Source organism: Virgibacillus sp. SK37, from assembly GCF_000725285.1.
Classification (GTDB): domain Bacteria; phylum Bacillota; class Bacilli; order Bacillales; family Amphibacillaceae; genus Virgibacillus_Q.
In genome coordinates this window covers 2178293-2196033 of sequence record NZ_CP007161.1, presented here as the reverse complement: position 1 = coordinate 2196033, position 17741 = coordinate 2178293, and the positions used below count along the sequence as shown (strand labels likewise).

The window sequence follows — 17741 nt, the reverse complement described above, 5'->3', positions numbered from 1 at the left end:
AATTCGGAATAAGATCATGTAGAAAGGACGGACGAAAATGAGTGTATATGTAAATAAAGATACAAAAGTAATTGTCCAAGGTATTACAGGTGGAACAGCAAAATTTCATACAAAGCAAATGCTCGAGTATGGAACGAAAATTGTTGGTGGAGTTACTCCTAAAAAAGGCGGTACAGAAGTAGAAGGAGTACCCGTTTTTAACACAGTTAAAGAGGCAGTTGATCAAACAGGTGCCACTGCATCCGTTATCTATGTACCTGCACCTTTTGCTGCAGATGCAATTATGGAAGCGGTGGATGCAGAATTAGATCTTGCAATCTGTATTACGGAACATATTCCTGTTATGGATATGGTTAAAGTTAAACGTTATATGGAAGGTAAGAAAACACGTCTTGTTGGTCCTAACTGTCCTGGTGTTATTACGCCAGAGGAATGTAAAATAGGTATTATGCCTGGATATATTCATAAAAAAGGGCATATTGGCGTTGTTTCTCGTTCAGGAACACTTACTTATGAAGCTGTGCATCAATTATCTGAAGCAGGTTACGGCCAATCTACAGCAGTAGGAATTGGTGGAGATCCAGTAAACGGAACTAATTTTATTGATGTTTTACAAGCCTTTAATGAGGACCCGGAAACAGAAGCAGTAATTATGATTGGGGAAATCGGTGGTACTGCAGAAGAAGAGGCGGCTGAATGGGTGAAAGCAAATATGAAGAAGCCTGTAGTCGGCTTTATCGGCGGAGCTACTGCACCTCCAGGAAAACGTATGGGACATGCCGGTGCTATTATTTCAGGAGGCAAAGGTACTGCTGATGAAAAAATCCGTGTCATGAATGAATGTGGAATCAAAGTAGCTCAAACTCCAGCAGTTATGGGCGAAACGATGATAAAAGCACTAGAAGAAAATGGTTTAAAAGAAAAATGTAAAACACATTAATAAGCTCTTTTTAAACAGGAACCTGGAAATATTCGTACAGGTTCCTGTTATTATACTTTTACTAGAAAGGAAGGGATTTAACTGAACTCTTTTCGAAACAGATTAATTCATATTTCCGCATGTAGGGGTTCAACACGTCGATTTATTCGTAATGTTCTAAGAAAGGATCCTCAGCTGAATAACATCTATCATCTTTCTCCCACAACTATTGCTCAACAATATGCACTGACTTCAAAAGCTAGTAATTATTTTTACAATGATCTTCGAAGTGACACAATTATTAACCAACTCACTATCTACGCAAGCAAATACAAAATCCTCACTATTTTTGATAAGGACTATCCTCTATTATTAAAACATATTCCTGATGCCCCACTCGTTCTGTATGCAGCTGGAGATGTTACCCTTTTACAGCAAATACCTTCATTAAGTGTAGTAGGTACAAGACATCCATCTATTGAAGGTAAAAAAAAGACAAAATGGATGTTAGAAGAATTAATCGATCTTGGATGGATTATTATTAGTGGCATGGCTGCGGGGATAGATAGTTATGCACATCATCTCACTTTAAGTAATAAGGGAAAAACGATCGCCGTTCTAGGTGGAGGCTTCAGACATATTTACCCACGACATAATATTCCTTTATTTAACGACATGGTAAAACAAGGTCTTGTTTTATCAGAATATCCTCCACATTTTCCTCCACAAAGATACCATTTTCCGGAAAGAAATCGCATTATCAGTGGGCTTAGTTTCGGTACACTTGTAATTGAAGCAAAAGAAAGAAGCGGTACCCTTATCACCGTAGATCAAGCTCTTGAGCAGGGGAGGGAAGTGTTTGCTGTCCCGGGTTCACCTTTTATACCTCAAACCGAAGGATGCCATAAATTGATTCAAGAAGGGGCTAAGCTTGTTAAAGGTCCTCATGATATAATCGAGGAATGGTATGTACATGGCCATAATCTATGTAATCTTCAGGAAACAGATCTCCAAAGCAATTTCTCCCTCCTATAAATTAAAATTTACCGTATGTTTGACAAAAGTGAAGTATATATTTACTATTAGTGAAGATTTCCATTTATTATTTGCAAGTGCATTTTGGGAGGAAATACAATGTCAGATTATCTAGTAATCGTAGAATCACCAGCAAAAGCTAAAACAATTGAACGATATTTAGGGAAAAAATATAAAGTGAAAGCATCCATGGGTCATGTTCGAGATCTTCCAAAAAGCCAAATGGGTGTTGATATAGAGGATCAATTTAAACCAAAATACATTACAATACGTGGAAAAGGTGATGTATTAAAAGATTTACGGTCAGCAGCCAAAAAAGCTAAGAAAATATATCTTGCAGCTGACCCGGACAGAGAAGGAGAAGCCATCGCTTGGCATCTCGCTCATATATTAAATGTAGATGAAAAATCAGAATGTCGGGTTGTATTTAATGAAATTACCAAAGATGCAATTAAAGAGTCTTTTAAACATCCACGTACGATTGACACAGATTTAGTAGATGCTCAGCAGGCAAGAAGAATACTTGACCGATTAGTAGGCTACAACATAAGTCCACTACTATGGAAGAAAGTAAAGAAAGGTCTTAGTGCTGGCCGTGTACAGTCTGTAGCATTAAAAATGATTATCGATCGTGAAAAAGAGATCGAAAACTTTAAGCCTGAAGAATATTGGTCCATTGAAGGTTTATTCGAAAAAGGTAAAGAAAGCTTCGAAGGTTCTTTTTATGGTATCGAAGGGAAAAAACAAGCACTTAAAACAGAAGATGATGTCAAGCAAATTATTAAAGGGCTGGATAGTAAGAAATTTAGTATTGAAAAAGTAAATAAAAGAGAACGAAAACGTAATCCTGCAAAACCATTTACTACTTCCTCTTTACAACAGGAAGCTGCTCGTAAACTGAATTTTAAAGCTAAAAAAACCATGATGGTCGCACAACAGTTGTATGAAGGAATAGATTTGGGAAAGAAAGCTGGCGGAATAACAGGTCTAATAACATACATGAGAACAGATTCTACCAGAATTTCAGAAACAGCAGTACAGGAAGCAAAAGGATATATTGAAGATTCTTATGGAAAAGATTACCTGGGGAATTTAAAGCAAGCAAAACAGAAGGAAGGCGCCCAGGATGCACACGAAGCTATTCGGCCAACCTCAGTTTTACGAGATCCTAAAACAATGAAAGCAATTCTTTCCAGAGATCAATTGCGTTTATACAAATTAATTTGGGAAAGATTTCTGGCAAGCCAAATGGCGCCAGCAATACTGGACACCATGACCGTCCACTTAGTAAACAATGGAATCGAGTTTAGAGCTACTGGATCCAAAATAAAATTTAAAGGGTTTATGAAAGTTTACGTTGAAGGCAATGATGACCAGAAAAAAGAAGACGATAAATATTTACCTGATTTAACAGAAGGTATGGAAGTAAGCGCCAAAGAAATAAAGCCGAATCAACATTTTACACAGCCTCCTCCAAGATATACAGAAGCAAGATTAGTGCGTACTATGGAAGAATTAGGGATTGGCAGACCTTCCACTTATGCACCAACCTTAGATACCATTCAACGAAGAGGATATGTTACCATTGATAACAAACGGTTTATCCCAACCGAATTAGGGACCATTGTCCTTGAACTAGTCGACGAATTTTTCCCTGAGATTATTGATGCAACCTTTACAGCCAAAATGGAAGGTGATTTAGATGCCATTGAGGAAGGGAAAACAGAGTGGGTAAAGATTATTGATGAGTTTTACCAGGATTTTGAGAAAAGATTGGAAATAGCAGAAAAAGAAATGGAAAAAGTAGAGATTCGTGATGAACCAGCTGGCATTGACTGTGAAAATTGCGGGCATGAAATGGTCTATAAAATGGGACGATATGGAAAGTTCCTAGCTTGTTCGAATTTTCCTGAATGTCGAAACACAAAGCCAATTCTTAAGGAAATAGGGGTTACATGTCCAAAATGTAAAGAAGGTAATGTGGTCGAACGCAAAACTAAAAAACGTAGAGTATTCTATGGTTGTGATCGTTATCCTGAATGTGATTTTATTTCTTGGGATAAGCCAATATCACGTCCTTGCCCAAAATGCGATGCTTTGTTAGTAGAGAAGAAGAGCAAAAAAGAAACACAAATTCAATGTACAAATTGCGAATATAAAGAAAAGCCGCAAACCTAATATTTTATCGCAATTGAAACTACTCCTCGGATTGGGAGTAGTTTTTTCGTTATAAAATAATAGTAAAAAATAGATTCTAATGTATATGTTGGGTTATTCAATGATGCGGATTATAGATAAACTGCGACGTAACTAAAAATATAGAGGCTGCGTAAATCACCGCTACGGGGAAATATTCCGCTTTCCGTGGGCGGCTGATGAGCCTCCTCACGCTACGCGTTCCGGGGTCTCATCGAGGCCTCTCCTCCCACAGGAGTCTTCATATTTCCCCTTCGCTACTATTTATTATTATATCTAGGAAGAGAAATTGCGTTCGCATACTCCGAGAATGTGCTGGATACCAATTGATTGGAGTGGAATGCGGCGACTCCTGCCGGAATAGCATGAGCTGAAGACCCTGGACGGAGCGTAGCGGAGGAAGCGGCTGAAGCCATGCCGGCGGAAAGCGTCCGCATGCAACGGAAATCAATGGGGCGCGTCTACTCAAATATTTCACTGAGCTTTTTATAAGCCAAATTAGGTCGCAGTTCCTTCCAACTACGAATTGAACAAAATATGTTTTTTCTAACAATAGCAATAGAACCAAAGAATAAAATTTTGTGCTTTATCATTTTCAAAGTATTAACTGGGGCATGGAGTTTCAGTAAACTGACTATCTGGTTGGGATAAAGCTGATAGTTTTTCGTTGTGACAACTCCCTTTGACTCCCACGGAAGTTTTATTCAATGGAAAACGGGAATTGTTGTTAATAGGAGGGATAATTATGGTTGATAAAAAGCATTATTTTGTAACGGTGGATACGCAAGATATTAGAGAGGTATCACTTCCGGGAAGCGGTATTGAATATGAGATTATTGCAGACCATAACGAGATCGAGCAATTAAACGAATTATTTATGAAGAAGGACAAAAATGAAAAAAATGCAATGGCATTTTTAGCAAAACCATTCGATGAATGGGGAGCAGATGATGAAAGAAATGCCTATGATGATCATATGATGAGAATCTTTCATATGTTATACGAGCTGGGAACCGGTGACACAAAAACAAAAATTAGTGAATTAGGAATAATTAATCGTTAATTTGTCCATACAAGTAATACCAGTCTGTTCATAAAATTTTCACCTTCTATATTTTTCTAAATAAAATAAAAGGCTGTTGTTTGACTAATTTTTTTGATGTAGCTATAATTACCAAGTGCTAAGGAAATTTACTTGACAATATTAATTAAATAGTTTTAGCCAAAATATGTGATAGGAAAACAAAAAATAGGGTGGAAATAACTTGTTTCAGAATTTTGTTGCAATTTAGTTAAATTTATTGCAATACATTTTATTGTATGGTATGATTTATTCGCTGTTCAAATGAGGTGGAACCTTGAATAATTTTAGTACTGCTTCTAAAGCATTTACGACATATTTGCAAATTGAAAAGAACGCCTCTCCCTACACTGTAAAATATTATCTAAGTGATCTGGAGGATTTTTTTTGCTTTTTAAAAGAAGAAGAAATTTCAAAACTAGATGATGTTGATCAAGCAGTTATCAGAGTATTTCTGACCAGATTGTACAATAAACAACTTGATAGAAGAAGTGTTTCACGAAAAGTCTCTTCGTTGCGAAGCTTTTATAAATTTATGGAGCGCGAGGGGCTTTTCTCCAAAAACCCATTTACACACATTAAATTACCTAAGACCAAAAAAGCAATTCCAGGTTTTTTATATAGCCAGGAACTTGAAAAACTATTTGATGTCAGTGATTTGACTAACCCCATCGGCCAGCGTAATCAAGCTCTTCTAGAAACTTTATATGCTACAGGAATGAGGGTTAGTGAGTGTGAAAAGCTCAAGATGAACGATATTGATTTTTCAATTGGGACAATGCTGGTACAAGGGAAAGGAAGAAAAGAAAGATATATTCCATTTGGGAGATTTGCAGAAATAGCTCTTGAAACGTACATAAATGAAGGGCGGCAAAGGTTACTCGAAAAAAGTAATGCATCCACCCAGATGGTATTTCTAAATTCACGTGGCAACCCTCTAACTTCCAGAGGTATCCGTCTGATTTTGAATAAAATGGTTGAAGATGCCGCATTAACGGTACATGTTCACCCACATAAATTAAGACATACATTTGCTACTCATCTTCTTAATGAGGGCGCAGATTTGCGAAGTGTTCAGGAGCTACTGGGACATGAAAATTTATCATCAACACAGATATATACTCATGTTACTAAAGACCATTTACGCAAAGTTTATATGAACAGTCATCCACGAGCTAATCAAAATGGGTCAGAGAGGTGAGGTTGTTGACTAATGAAATGCATGCTACTACTATATTCGCCATAAAGCATAATGGCCAATGTGCCATGAGTGGCGATGGGCAAGTTACACTCGGAAATGCAGTTGTAATGAAACATAAAGCCAAAAAAGTTCGCACCTTATTTAAAGGTCAAGTTCTCGCAGGGTTTGCAGGATCTGTTGCGGATGCTTTTACTTTGTTTGAGAAATTTGAGGCGAAACTGGAAGCATATAACGGTAATCTGGCTAGAGCTTCTGTAGAACTAGCTAAAGAATGGCGTAGTGACAAAGTATTAAGAAAATTAGAAGCTATGCTGATTGTTATGGACAAAGAGAATATGTTTCTTGTATCTGGAACAGGGGAAGTAATTGAGCCAGATGACGGAATACTGGCAATCGGTTCTGGAGGTAATTATGCGCTTAGTGCAGGAAGAGCGTTAGCTAGATATTCTAATCAGCTAACTGCAAAAGAAATTGCTGAAGCTGCAATGAAGATTGCAGGAGAAATATGTGTCTACACCAATGACCATATTACGTTAGAGGTACTTGACTAAAAGGAGGCCTTTCTATAAATGGGTATAAACTACACTCCTAAGCAAATAGTTGACCAATTGGACAAATATATCATTGGTCAAAAAAATGCGAAAAGATCAGTAGCAGTTGCATTACGAAATCGTTACAGACGCATGCATGTTGAAGAAACGATAAAAGATGAGATTGTTCCTAAAAACATTTTGATGATGGGCCCAACTGGGGTAGGTAAGACGGAAATAGCAAGGCGTCTGGCTAAACTTGTAGGAGCACCATTTGTGAAAGTGGAGGCGACTAAATTCACTGAAGTCGGCTATGTCGGTAGAGATGTGGAATCCATGGTTCGCGACCTCGTAGAAATGGCTATAAGGATGGTAAAAGAGGAACAAATTATCGAAGTAAAAGGTAAGGCTGAAATAGAGGCAAATAAAAAACTTGTTAAACTGTTGGTGCCTAAAGTAAAAAAGGATAACAATATCAAAAATCCATTTGAGATGCTCTTTTCAGGTCAAACAAATAATGATACCGAAAAAAGTAATGAAAAAGATCTTGATGAAGAAATTGTTAGTAAAAGAAAAAGAGTAGAACACCAGTTGCAATTGGGGGAACTTGAAGATCATTTGGTAACAATTGAAATAGAAGAAACTCCACCTTCTATGTTTGATATGCTACAAGGTTCCGGTATGGAGCATATGGGCATGAATATGCAAGATGCATTCAGTCAATTTATGCCGAAAAAAACCAAGAAGAGAAAGCTACCAGTTTCAGAAGCTAGAAAAGTTTTAACACAGCAAGAAGCTGCAAAACTTGTAGATATGGAAGAGGTATCTCAGATTGCGATAGAGCGAGCTGAACAAGCTGGAATAATTTTTATCGACGAAATTGATAAGGTTGCCGCAAAGCAAGATAACTCAGCAAATGTGTCAAGAGAGGGAGTTCAACGAGACATTCTTCCTATAGTAGAAGGCTCAACTGTAACTACGAAACACGGAACTGTGAAAACGGACCATATGCTATTTATTGCTGCAGGAGCTTTCCATATGGCGAAACCTTCAGATTTAATTCCTGAACTACAGGGTAGATTCCCTATAAGGGTAGAATTAGAAAAACTATCTGTAGAGGATTTCACCAGAATACTAAAAGAACCTTCTAACGCTTTGTTAAAACAATATAAAGCGCTCATGAAGACAGAAGGTATAAACCTTGTTTTTACTGACGAAGCTATAGATAGATTAGCGGAAGTCGCCTACCAGGTGAATCAAGACACGGATAATATCGGAGCGAGACGCCTTCACACTATACTGGAAAAACTTTTGGAAGATCTATCATTTGAAGCACCAAATATTAATATGGAGAAGATAGAAGTTACTCCTGCTTATGTTGATGAAAAGCTAAGTTCTATTGTAAAAAACAAAGATTTAAGCCAATTTATACTATAACAATATTGAATTGAATGGAGGATTATTATGGAATTATTAACTAGAGCAAGAAAAATCAACGCAATGTTACAGAAAGCTACAGGAAAATCGGTGAATTTTAATGATATGTCTGCTTCACTAAGAGAGGTTATCAAAGGTAATGTATACATCTTAAGCAGAAGAGGAAAATTATTAGGTTTTGCTATTAATCAGGAAATTGAGAACGAACGTATGAAAGATATGCTCGAAGAAAGACAATTCCCTGAAGAATATACACAAGGATTATTTAATATTCATGAAACAACTGCAAATCTTGATATTGATAGTCCGCATACTGTGTTTCCAGTGGAAAACAAGGATTTGTTCAAAAATGGTTATACAACTATTGTGCCAATCATTGGAGGCGGAGAGCGCCTAGGAACATTGGTGCTAGGCAGACTATCAGAAACCTTTAATGATGATGATTTGCTATTGGCTGAGTATGGAGCAACTGTTGTTGGTATGGAAATTCTGCATGAAAAAACAGAAGAAATCGAAATGGAAGCAAGAAGTAAAGCTGTTGTTCAAATGGCAATTAGTTCATTATCTTACAGTGAGTTGGAAGCCATTGACCACATTTTTGAAGAACTGAATGGACATGAAGGGCTTTTAGTTGCAAGTAAGATAGCTGACAGAGTAGGTATAACAAGATCTGTTATTGTTAACGCATTACGTAAACTAGAAAGTGCTGGAGTAATTGAATCACGTTCTTTAGGTATGAAAGGAACATATATCAAAGTGCTTAACAGCAAATTCCTTGTCGAATTAGAAAAACTGCGTTCAAGATAAATAAAAAAGCTGGGTTTTAATACCCAGCTTTTTTTATATGTAAAAAGAGTTAAATAATACATTCATAATATGACTATATTGAAAAAGATCAAAAAGCACTACATTTCGTGCTTTTTTTTATTCGTGACCAGCGTTTTGCTAGTTTTATTCCAAATTCAGCTAAAAAAATAAGTAGTTATTACTGGTTATTATTAACTATATTATTTTCTTGTTAAAGAAAATGTCGAAAAGTAATAGACTTTATAGGCAAATTAACATACAATATTCGTAGGAAAATAATTTTTATGTCCGTCGAAGGAGGAAATATCTTGTCAATGTTTGGAGGCACTATTAATAATTTGGAAAATGCACTTGGATACTCATCGGCAAAGAATAAAGCCATATCCAATAATATTGCAAATATCGACACACCAAACTATAAAGCAAAAGATGTTGCTTTTAACGATGTACTAAAACACAATCTCTCAACTTTGGAAGCTAAAAGAACTCATGAGAAGCATTTTACTTTCAATAATGGCGATTCGGGTTTTCGAACGATAAATAAAAATAGTACTGGATATAACCATAATGGAAATAATGTAGACGTGGATAAGGAAATGGCTGATTTAGCTAAAAACCAAATATATTACCAATCCCTTGTTGACCGTATCAATGGGAAGTTCGGAAGCTTGCAGAAAGTGATTAGAGGAGGGAACTAACAAATGTCAATTTTTAATTCGATAAATTCCAGTGCGAGTGCGTTAACAGCACAAAGATTACGCATGGATGTAGTATCTTCTAATATTGCAAATGCACAGACGACAAGAGCTTCCATGGAAGATGGAGAATATGTGCCTTACAGACGGAAAATAGTTTCAATGGAACCAAAGCAAGCTAGTTTCAGCTCTTTATTACATAAAGCTACAGATTCAAGTACAAATACAGGGGTAAAAGTTTCCCGGATTAAGGAAGACCAGTCACCATTTAAATTAGTTTATGATCCTGCACATCCCGATGCAAATGAACAAGGTTATGTTCAGCTTCCGAATGTTGATCCATTAAAGGAAATGGTCGATTTAATGAGCTCCACTCGCTCCTATGAGGCAAATATTACTTCTTTAAATGCAAGTAAGGCTATGTTAATGAAAGCATTAGAAATTGGAAAATAATATAGGAGGCTAACGAATGAAAACTATAATGAATCCTGTTCCTAACTCAATTATACCCGTTTCTCAGGAAGTTAAACCTAAAATTTCGCCGGGAAAAGCACAAGCTAATTTTGCAGACTCTTTAAAATCAGCGATGAACGATGTTAACAAAGCACAAATAGCTTCAGACAGAAAAACGGAAGAATTAGTGAATGGAAAAGTGGATGATTTGCATGATGTTATGATTACAGCACAAAAGGCAAGTATTACTTTGGATACAACAGTGCAAATTCAACGTAAGGCGATCGATGCTTATAATGAAATAATGCGAATGCAAGTCTAATACAAAAATGCTATTAAATAGGCGTTTTATTTTTTTGGCACTTTGGTGGGGGAAACTATGAAAGAAAAATTATTGAAATGGAAAGAAACTTCAACCAGTTGGTGGACACAGCGAACGAAAAGTCAAAAATCTATTTTCTTTGGCTCTATCTTATTTGTGATCATCTTGGTATTAGTGCTCATCTTTTTTACATCTGGAAAGACCTTCGTCCCTTTATACAATAATTTGACGATACAGGAAGTCGGTCAGATAAAAACGGAGTTAGATGCTAGGGGCGTTGAATATGAGTTACAGGATGGAGGTACAACTATCCTTGTGCCGGAAGCTCAAGTAGATTCTTTGCTTGTAGATCTGGCTGGTCAAGGAATTCCAGACAGCGGAAATATTGATTATTCTTTTTTTAGTGAGAATGCCTCCTGGGGTGTGACTGAAAATGAATTTAAAATGATGAAATTAGATGCAATGCAAACAGAACTTTCCAACATGATTGGAAAAATTGATGGTATTGAAGATGCTAAAGTAATGATTAATATGCCGGAAGAACCTGTGTTTGTTGATGAAAATTCTCAAACAGCCAGCGCATCCATTGTCCTGCAAACAAAACCTGGTTATGATTTTAAAAATAATCAAATTGAGTCTTTATATCACTTAGTATCCAAAGCTGTTCCCAATCTACCAGCAGAAAATATCGTGATTATGGATCAATACTCTAATTATTTTGACCAGAATACACAAACAACACAAGGCACCCAAGACACATATACATATCAGCAATCAGTTAAAAGGGATATAGAGAAGGACATTCAACGCAGAATGCAGCAAATGCTTGGTGCAATGGTTGGAATAGAAAATGTAATTGTTTCTGTAACCTCTGATGTTGATTTTACACAGGAACAAAGGACCGAAAATATTGTAGAACCGGTAGATTTAGAAAACATGGAGGGACTTCCTGTCAGTGTTGAAACGATTAAGGAAACTTATTCGGGCAACCCACCTGTTGGAGGTACAGCAGGAACTGGCGAGGAAGACATTACAAACTATCCCGCTGCTGATGAGAATGGAAATGGCGATTATGAAATGACGAAAGAGACTGTTAATAACGAATTTAGCAGAATCCAAAAAGATATTGTCGAAAGTCCTTATAAAATAAGGGATCTTGGCATTCAAGTTGCTGTTAATAACAAAAAAGATACAAATGATAAGGAAGTTCAATATCTTACCCAGCAGGAGCAGACAGCAGTAGAGCAAGGAATATCTTCCATTCTTAACTCAATTGTCAGTACTTCCGTAAGTAAAGAATATGGAGAGGTTAATCCAGAAGAAAAGGTTTCTATCATCTTCCAGGAATTTAATGGTAAACCGTCAATTCCAGAATCGAAGGTGAGCGCAATTCGGAAATGGTTGTATATAACAGGTGCAGTATTATTAGTGATTATTATTCTCTTAGCAATTCTACTTTTCCGAAAAAGAAACCAAGTCGAAGAAGAAGAAGTAGTTGAAGATATAACGGAAGAAAAAGTTACTACAATACCTGAAATGCCTGACAATGAACAATCAGAAGCTGTTATCCGCAGAAAACAATTAGAAAAAATAGCAAAGGAAAAACCGGAAGATTTTGCAAAATTGTTAAGAAGTTGGATTGGGGAAGATTAGGAGGTAATTGGTATGGCAAGACAAAAAGGAACATTAACAGGCAAACAAAAGGCTGCAATTTTATTAATCTCCCTAGGTCCAGATGTATCAGCACAAGTTTATAAACATCTTTCCGAAGAAGAAATAGAAAAACTGAGCTTAGAAATTTCTTCAGTAAAAAAAGTAGATTCAAATGTAAAGGAAGAAGTTTTGGAACAATTTCACCAGATTGCTTTAGCACAGGATTACATAACCCAAGGTGGGATAGGATACGCAAAAACAGTCCTTGAAAAAGCATTTGGTTCACAAGAGGCTTCCAATATTATTAACAGATTGACTTCCTCCTTACAGGTAAGACCTTTTGATTTTGCCAGAAAGGCTGATCCGCAGCAAGTATTGAATTTCATACAGGGAGAACATCCACAAACGATCGCATTAGTTCTATCCTATCTTGACCCTGAGCAATCCGGCCAAATATTGTCAGCATTACCTCAGGAAATGCAAGCTGATATCGCTAAACGAATTGCAACAATGGATTCCACCTCGCCGGAGATTATTAGTCAAGTTGAGCAAGTGCTTGAAAGAAATATTTCTTCTTCATTAACAGAAGATTATACGCAAACTGGTGGAATTCAAGCTGTTGTTGAGGTGTTAAATGGTGTTGATCGGAGTACAGAAAGAACAATATTAGACGCACTTGAGATCCAGGATCCCGATTTGGCAGATGAAATTAAGAAAAGAATGTTTGTATTCGAAGATATTGTTATTCTCGACAATAGAGCGATCCAGCGGGTAATCAGGGAAGTGGATAATGATGATTTGAGATTATCTCTCAAAGTGGCTAGCGATGAGGTTAAAGATATTGTGTTTAAAAACATGTCACAGAGAATGGCAGAGACTTTCAAAGAAGAAATGGAGTATATGGGACCTGTCAGACTTCGTGATGTGGAAGAAGCACAAACTAGAATTGTTGGAAGTATCCGTAGATTGGAAGACGTAGGAGAAATAGTAATTGCTCGTGGGGGAGGAGATGACATTATTGTCTAATTCTAACCTTGGTGGAAAGCGAATAATTAAATTGAAATCTGTTGTTTCTTCAACGAATTCCTCAGGACCAACTGTTCCAACTTCCGATGCAGTTGAAAAAGAAATAAGTGGACAAATTGATAATTTGAAAATTGAATTAGAAGATTTGAGAACCAATAAAGAATTACTTTTAAACGAGACTAACTCAGAAATACAACAGGCAAAGCAAAACTGGGAGACAGAAAAACATGCTTATATAGAAAGCGCAAAGGAAGAAGGCTATCAGGCTGGTTACATAGAAGGGAAAGAAGTTGCCCATCTTGAATATCGCGCTTTGATCGAGCAAGCTAATTCTATTGTTGAGAGTGCAGGGATTGATTATCACGCAACAATTGAGAAGCATGAAGAGTCTATCATTGAATTAGCAATGTACACAGCAGAAAAAATATTAAGACAACAGCTAGAGAAATCTCCGCAATCTTTTTTACCAATTGTTAAATCAGCAATTCGTGAATTAAAAGATCAATCGGTAATATCCATTTATCTGCACCCAGCTAATTATGAAACTGTTTTGGAGCAAAAAGAAGAGCTATTGCAAGTACTGGAAGAGGATGTAAGGCTGGCAATCTATATAAATGATGAAATACCGGAAAATGGATGTCTTATCAAGCATCCATTTGGTCAAATGGATGTAGGTATTGATACTCAGTTAAATGAATTACGACAGGTATTGCATGAGGTTTCGAGGGAGAATGCGACATGAACATTCAGCCGCTATTAAAAGCTATAGATCAATCTAATCCTTATAAGAAATATGGCAAGGTCATAAGGGTTGTTGGGATTATGATTGAGTCACAAGGCCCTGAAGCAAATATCGGTGACGTTTGTTATATCCACCCTTCTACTGGTGCCAGATCGCCCGTTCTTTCTGAAGTAGTAGGTTTTAATAATGAAAAAATTATTCTTATGCCTTACTCAGAGCTCACAGAAATCGGACCTGGTTGTTTAGTAGAGTCAGAGGGCAGTCCATTAAGCGTTAAAATAGGACGAGGGCTTATTGGAAAGGTAGTAGATTCACTTGGTAGGAACCTTGACAAAACGGACCTTCCAAAAGGATTATCTAACTATTTGACAGAACAGACGCCACCAAATCCCATGTTACGACAGCCAATTAATGAGCCTATTCAAGTAGGAGTAAAAGCTATAGATTCGCTTTTAACAGTAGGTAAAGGCCAACGAATTGGAATTTTTGCCGGTAGCGGTGTTGGTAAAAGTACATTATTGGGGATGATTGCTCGCAATAGTAGTGCAGATGTTAATGTAATTGCTTTAATAGGTGAACGTGGCAGGGAGGTCAGGGAATTTATTGAAAAAGACCTTGGGGAAGAAGGGCTTAAGAAGTCAATCGTAGTTGCTGCTACATCTGACCAACCCGCGTTAATGAGAATTAAGGGTGCCTATACTGCTACTGCTATAAGTGAGTATTTTCGAGATCAGGGACTTAACGTGAATTTGATGATGGATTCTGTTACTAGAGTAGCTATGGCACAGAGGGAAGTTGGTCTTGCAACAGGCGAGCCACCTACAACAAAAGGGTACACTCCTTCGGTTTTCGCCACTTTACCAAAGTTACTTGAGCGAGCGGGTACAAATGAAATAGGAACGATTACTGCTTTCTACACTGTATTGGTGGATGGGGATGATATGAACGAGCCAATCGCCGACACGGTTCGTGGGATTCTGGATGGACATTTTATTATGGACCGAAAGCTTGCTGAACGGGGACAATTTCCTGCAATTAACATCTTAAAATCGATCAGTCGTATTATGAATCAAATTACTGAGAGAGAACATAAGAATTTTGCTCAGCAAATGAGAGCTTTGTTAGCTGTATATGAAGAAAATAGTGAACTGATACAAATAGGTGCATATAAGCGGGGAACAGATCCTGAAATCGATAGGGCGATTAACTTTTATCCAAAGATACAGTCTTTTCTTAAGCAAGAAGTTTTCGAAACTGTTTCCCTTGAGGATTCTATTAATAAAATGAAAGCTTTGTTAAATGGAGGATAAATGAAATGTCTGGAACAGTATCATTGTCTAAAATATTGCAAGTCAGAGAATTGGAAAAGAATAATGCGCAGAAAGCATATCACCAATCCATGGATGTATTTGAGGAAATGGCAACAAGGTTATACAACATCCTCAAGAAGAAGGAAGCAGCCGAAGCAACATATGAAACGAATCTGCATAGCGGTGCTTCCATAGATAAAATAAAACAACAAGCTATTCATATTGAATATATAAACAAGCAAATAAATGATTTGCAGTCAGAGGTTCAGCAAGCAAGAAATGCAATGGAACAAAAGCAGATAAAACTGACTGATGCTCATATGGAAATGAAAAAATTTGAAAGAATTATTCAAAATAGAAAGATAGAGGAGCATGAACGTGTCCAAAGATCAGAGAATATCTTTATGGACGAATTATCTATCCAGCAATATTTAGGTCAAAAAAACAGGTGACATAGATGAGTAAGCAAAACAAAACAGATAAGAAAAAGTTGAATCCGATTATTTGGTTTATCTTTGCAGTAATTGTACCACTGGTCGTAATAATAACCATAACCTTAGTGATTTTAAGTATGGCAGGTGTCAATGTCATGGATTGGACAAAGGACAAGCTAGCTCATATCCCAGGTGCTGCAACATTAGTTTCCGGTAACGAGAATGAAAAACCCCAAGTAGACACAAATAAAATCCGGTCACAAGTGTCTCAAAAAGAAAAAGAGATTAAAGAGCTTAATCAACAAGTGGATGATCTGAAAACAATTAACAATCGGTTGGAACAAAAGATTGTTAAATTGGAGAAAAACACGTCTAATCCTAGCTTAGAAGAAGATTCAGAGGGATTAAACATGATAGAAACCATGTCTCAGTCCTTTAAAGATATGGATAGACAGCAAGCAGCACTTATCCTAACAGATTTAGAAAAGGATACAGCTGTGAGTTTATTAAAAGAACTATCCAATAAGGTAAGAGGAGAAATTCTCGGAGAAATGGACCCTGCAAAAGCAGCTGAATTAACACAGAAGTTAATTAGTGATAATCCTTAATTTCTATTTTTGAAGGGAGGTGAAAAAGGTGAACGCTATGGGTATGTTTTTACCTAACGCACAAATATCCGGAACAGGGAAAGATCAGATGACGAAACAGCCACACTCGCTGAAAGAGGATTCTCCATTGTTTCAAATGCTATTAGCCAAGTTACAGCTTACAAATGAGGATTCCTCGGACACAGCTGCATTAGGTAACCAGGAGAATGTAGAGAGCATTATATATGATGCGCAACTTCCGATCCATTTGCAAACAGTTTTGAAGGACTTGATAAGACAAAACCAAATCGGGTCGAGGGAAAATAACTCGACAGAACAAGAAGAAGTGATGTTAATTGTTGAAAATTTATTTCCCTCACAGACAATCTCGCAGGATCTACCTTTGGCTTTGTCAAAGATGCCCGCTTCACTTGATAATGAAAAAGTAATGAAGCAGCTTGCTGATCTTTTTACAAAAGCTCAGCATCTTCTGAATCAAGTAACTTCGGCTGTTACGAATCAAAAGCAGATGAAAGAGACAGCTCCTGATTTATTACAAATTTTAAAAGAATGGACTGCTTTAAGTAAAAAAACCGGAACTAACCAGCAAAATGTAACACAGGTTCAGTCCATGATTGTAAAAGAATCACCTATATTTGAAGAGTTAGTTCAGAATTTCGTAAAAAGAAATCAGCTTGTGACCAAACATCAATACAATAGTGCTGCAGAAGTAACTACTAACGATGTTGCGAAATGGATGAAAAGAGCAATTGAGAATCATGGGCTTGCTGAAAAAACAAACGTACATACGATAACTCCAACCTCAATGCCTATGTCCAAAGTGGAGCAATTTATTATCCATTTAAATCAAGCACAAAATTCACAATCAAATGGTCAACAATTAATGGAGCAATTTCAGCGTTTGATAAAATCGAGTAAATTTATGTCCACACCAAATGGAACCAACCAAATGAACATAACATTACGCCCTGGAAATATGGGAGAAATGGTAGTTAAACTAACGCAGATCAATGGAGAAATGACGGTAAAAATTCTAGTGTCCAGTCAAGCAGCAAAAGAAATGTTAGATTCCAATATGCACCAGCTGCGTCATATGTTCTCTCCTCAACAAGTAGTTGTTGAAAAACAGGAAATTAACTTGCAACATGCCCAGACATTGCAAAAAGATACAACAGATCAGCATTCAGATAACCAGCAGAATTCTCAACAATCACAACAAGATGGAGAGAATAACCATGAAGATGATTTTGCTATGACATTCGAAGAAGCGCTTTTGAATGAGAAAGTATAGG

Annotated in this window: 18 protein-coding genes; all 18 read left to right on the top strand. The window is 36.9% G+C overall.

From position 1 onward, the window contains the following. Positions 1 to 37 precede the first annotated feature (37 nt). The 18 genes from sucD to X953_RS19145 all read left to right on the top strand — a co-directional run bounded on the left by sucD (position 38) and on the right by X953_RS19145 (position 17740). Positions 38 to 940 carry a succinate--CoA ligase subunit alpha gene (sucD, locus tag X953_RS11360; RefSeq protein ID WP_040955681.1) on the top strand — a complete coding sequence of 301 codons (903 nt, stop codon included), beginning with the start codon at positions 38 to 40 and terminating at the stop codon, positions 938 to 940. A gap of 81 nt (positions 941 to 1021) precedes the next feature. Continuing rightward, positions 1022 to 1954 (top strand): DNA-processing protein DprA, encoded by a 933-nt coding sequence (dprA, locus tag X953_RS11355; protein ID WP_369792743.1) that lies wholly within the window; start codon positions 1022 to 1024, stop codon positions 1952 to 1954. A 99-nt stretch (positions 1955 to 2053) separates the two neighbouring features. Next, entirely contained in the window at positions 2054 to 4132 is a 2079-nt protein-coding gene (gene topA / locus X953_RS11350; RefSeq protein ID WP_040955680.1) for a type I DNA topoisomerase, read from the top strand. A gap of 763 nt (positions 4133 to 4895) precedes the next feature. Next, positions 4896 to 5213: a hypothetical protein gene (locus tag X953_RS11345; protein ID WP_040955679.1), complete on the top strand. Its 318-nt coding sequence runs from the start codon at positions 4896 to 4898 to the stop codon at positions 5211 to 5213. A gap of 295 nt (positions 5214 to 5508) precedes the next feature. After that, on the top strand, positions 5509 to 6432 hold the full coding sequence (gene xerC / locus X953_RS11340; protein ID WP_040955678.1) for a tyrosine recombinase XerC: 924 nt from the start codon (positions 5509 to 5511) through the stop codon (positions 6430 to 6432). 5 nt (positions 6433 to 6437) lie between these two features. Further along, positions 6438 to 6983, top strand: coding sequence for an ATP-dependent protease subunit HslV (hslV, locus tag X953_RS11335; protein ID WP_040955677.1), 546 nt, complete (start codon positions 6438 to 6440; stop codon positions 6981 to 6983). A gap of 18 nt (positions 6984 to 7001) precedes the next feature. Then, positions 7002 to 8399 (top strand): HslU--HslV peptidase ATPase subunit, encoded by a 1398-nt coding sequence (gene hslU, locus X953_RS11330; protein ID WP_040955676.1) that lies wholly within the window; start codon positions 7002 to 7004, stop codon positions 8397 to 8399. Positions 8400 to 8426: 27 nt separating this feature from the next. Continuing rightward, entirely contained in the window at positions 8427 to 9206 is a 780-nt protein-coding gene (gene codY / locus X953_RS11325; protein WP_040955675.1) for a GTP-sensing pleiotropic transcriptional regulator CodY, read from the top strand. A 308-nt stretch (positions 9207 to 9514) separates the two neighbouring features. Continuing rightward, positions 9515 to 9904, top strand: a complete 390-nt coding sequence (gene flgB / locus X953_RS11320) for a flagellar basal body rod protein FlgB (protein WP_040955674.1) — start codon at positions 9515 to 9517, stop codon at positions 9902 to 9904. Between the two features lie 3 nt (positions 9905 to 9907). Next, complete coding sequence (flgC, locus tag X953_RS11315) at positions 9908 to 10354, top strand: flagellar basal body rod protein FlgC (protein WP_040955673.1); 447 nt, start codon at positions 9908 to 9910, stop codon at positions 10352 to 10354. Between the two features lie 16 nt (positions 10355 to 10370). Beyond that, positions 10371 to 10676, top strand: coding sequence for a flagellar hook-basal body complex protein FliE (fliE, locus tag X953_RS11310; protein ID WP_040955672.1), 306 nt, complete (start codon positions 10371 to 10373; stop codon positions 10674 to 10676). A gap of 57 nt (positions 10677 to 10733) precedes the next feature. Then, on the top strand, positions 10734 to 12329 hold the full coding sequence (gene fliF / locus X953_RS11305) for a flagellar basal-body MS-ring/collar protein FliF (protein WP_040955671.1): 1596 nt from the start codon (positions 10734 to 10736) through the stop codon (positions 12327 to 12329). 12 nt (positions 12330 to 12341) lie between these two features. Then, the gene (fliG, locus tag X953_RS11300) at positions 12342 to 13355 is read left to right on the top strand and encodes a flagellar motor switch protein FliG (RefSeq protein WP_040955670.1); all 1014 of its coding nucleotides are present in this window, start codon (positions 12342 to 12344) and stop codon (positions 13353 to 13355) included. Next, positions 13348 to 14097, top strand: coding sequence for a flagellar assembly protein FliH (gene fliH / locus X953_RS11295; RefSeq protein ID WP_198023268.1), 750 nt, complete (start codon positions 13348 to 13350; stop codon positions 14095 to 14097). Before fliG ends, fliH begins: the two co-directional genes overlap by 8 nt. Then, positions 14094 to 15407, top strand: coding sequence for a flagellar protein export ATPase FliI (gene fliI, locus X953_RS11290; protein WP_040955669.1), 1314 nt, complete (start codon positions 14094 to 14096; stop codon positions 15405 to 15407). The genes fliH and fliI overlap by 4 nt, the downstream gene beginning before the upstream one ends. A gap of 5 nt (positions 15408 to 15412) precedes the next feature. Continuing rightward, positions 15413 to 15859 carry a flagellar export protein FliJ gene (gene fliJ, locus X953_RS11285; protein ID WP_040955668.1) on the top strand — a complete coding sequence of 149 codons (447 nt, stop codon included), beginning with the start codon at positions 15413 to 15415 and terminating at the stop codon, positions 15857 to 15859. A 5-nt stretch (positions 15860 to 15864) separates the two neighbouring features. Continuing rightward, a complete protein-coding gene (locus X953_RS11280) occupies positions 15865 to 16449 on the top strand; it encodes a MotE family protein (protein ID WP_040955667.1) in 585 nt (194 codons plus the stop codon). A 37-nt stretch (positions 16450 to 16486) separates the two neighbouring features. Further along, positions 16487 to 17740 carry a flagellar hook-length control protein FliK gene (locus tag X953_RS19145; RefSeq protein ID WP_232217851.1) on the top strand — a complete coding sequence of 418 codons (1254 nt, stop codon included), beginning with the start codon at positions 16487 to 16489 and terminating at the stop codon, positions 17738 to 17740. Position 17741: the final 1 nt, after the last annotated feature.

What these genes read in the sequence shown, in the direction of transcription:
- sucD (WP_040955681.1), top strand. Translation starts at nt 38, where the DNA reads ATGAGTGTATATGTAAATAAAGATACAAAAGTAATTGTCCAAGGTATT.
- topA (WP_040955680.1), top strand. Translation starts at nt 2,054, where the DNA reads ATGTCAGATTATCTAGTAATCGTAGAATCACCAGCAAAAGCTAAAACA.
- X953_RS11345 (WP_040955679.1), top strand. Translation starts at nt 4,896, where the DNA reads ATGGTTGATAAAAAGCATTATTTTGTAACGGTGGATACGCAAGATATT.
- hslU (WP_040955676.1), top strand. Translation starts at nt 7,002, where the DNA reads ATGGGTATAAACTACACTCCTAAGCAAATAGTTGACCAATTGGACAAA.
- codY (WP_040955675.1), top strand. Translation starts at nt 8,427, where the DNA reads ATGGAATTATTAACTAGAGCAAGAAAAATCAACGCAATGTTACAGAAA.
- flgC (WP_040955673.1), top strand. Translation starts at nt 9,908, where the DNA reads ATGTCAATTTTTAATTCGATAAATTCCAGTGCGAGTGCGTTAACAGCA.
- fliE (WP_040955672.1), top strand. Translation starts at nt 10,371, where the DNA reads ATGAAAACTATAATGAATCCTGTTCCTAACTCAATTATACCCGTTTCT.
- fliF (WP_040955671.1), top strand. Translation starts at nt 10,734, where the DNA reads ATGAAAGAAAAATTATTGAAATGGAAAGAAACTTCAACCAGTTGGTGG.
- fliG (WP_040955670.1), top strand. Translation starts at nt 12,342, where the DNA reads ATGGCAAGACAAAAAGGAACATTAACAGGCAAACAAAAGGCTGCAATT.
- fliI (WP_040955669.1), top strand. Translation starts at nt 14,094, where the DNA reads ATGAACATTCAGCCGCTATTAAAAGCTATAGATCAATCTAATCCTTAT.
- fliJ (WP_040955668.1), top strand. Translation starts at nt 15,413, where the DNA reads ATGTCTGGAACAGTATCATTGTCTAAAATATTGCAAGTCAGAGAATTG.
- X953_RS11280 (WP_040955667.1), top strand. Translation starts at nt 15,865, where the DNA reads ATGAGTAAGCAAAACAAAACAGATAAGAAAAAGTTGAATCCGATTATT.
- X953_RS19145 (WP_232217851.1), top strand. Translation starts at nt 16,487, where the DNA reads ATGGGTATGTTTTTACCTAACGCACAAATATCCGGAACAGGGAAAGAT.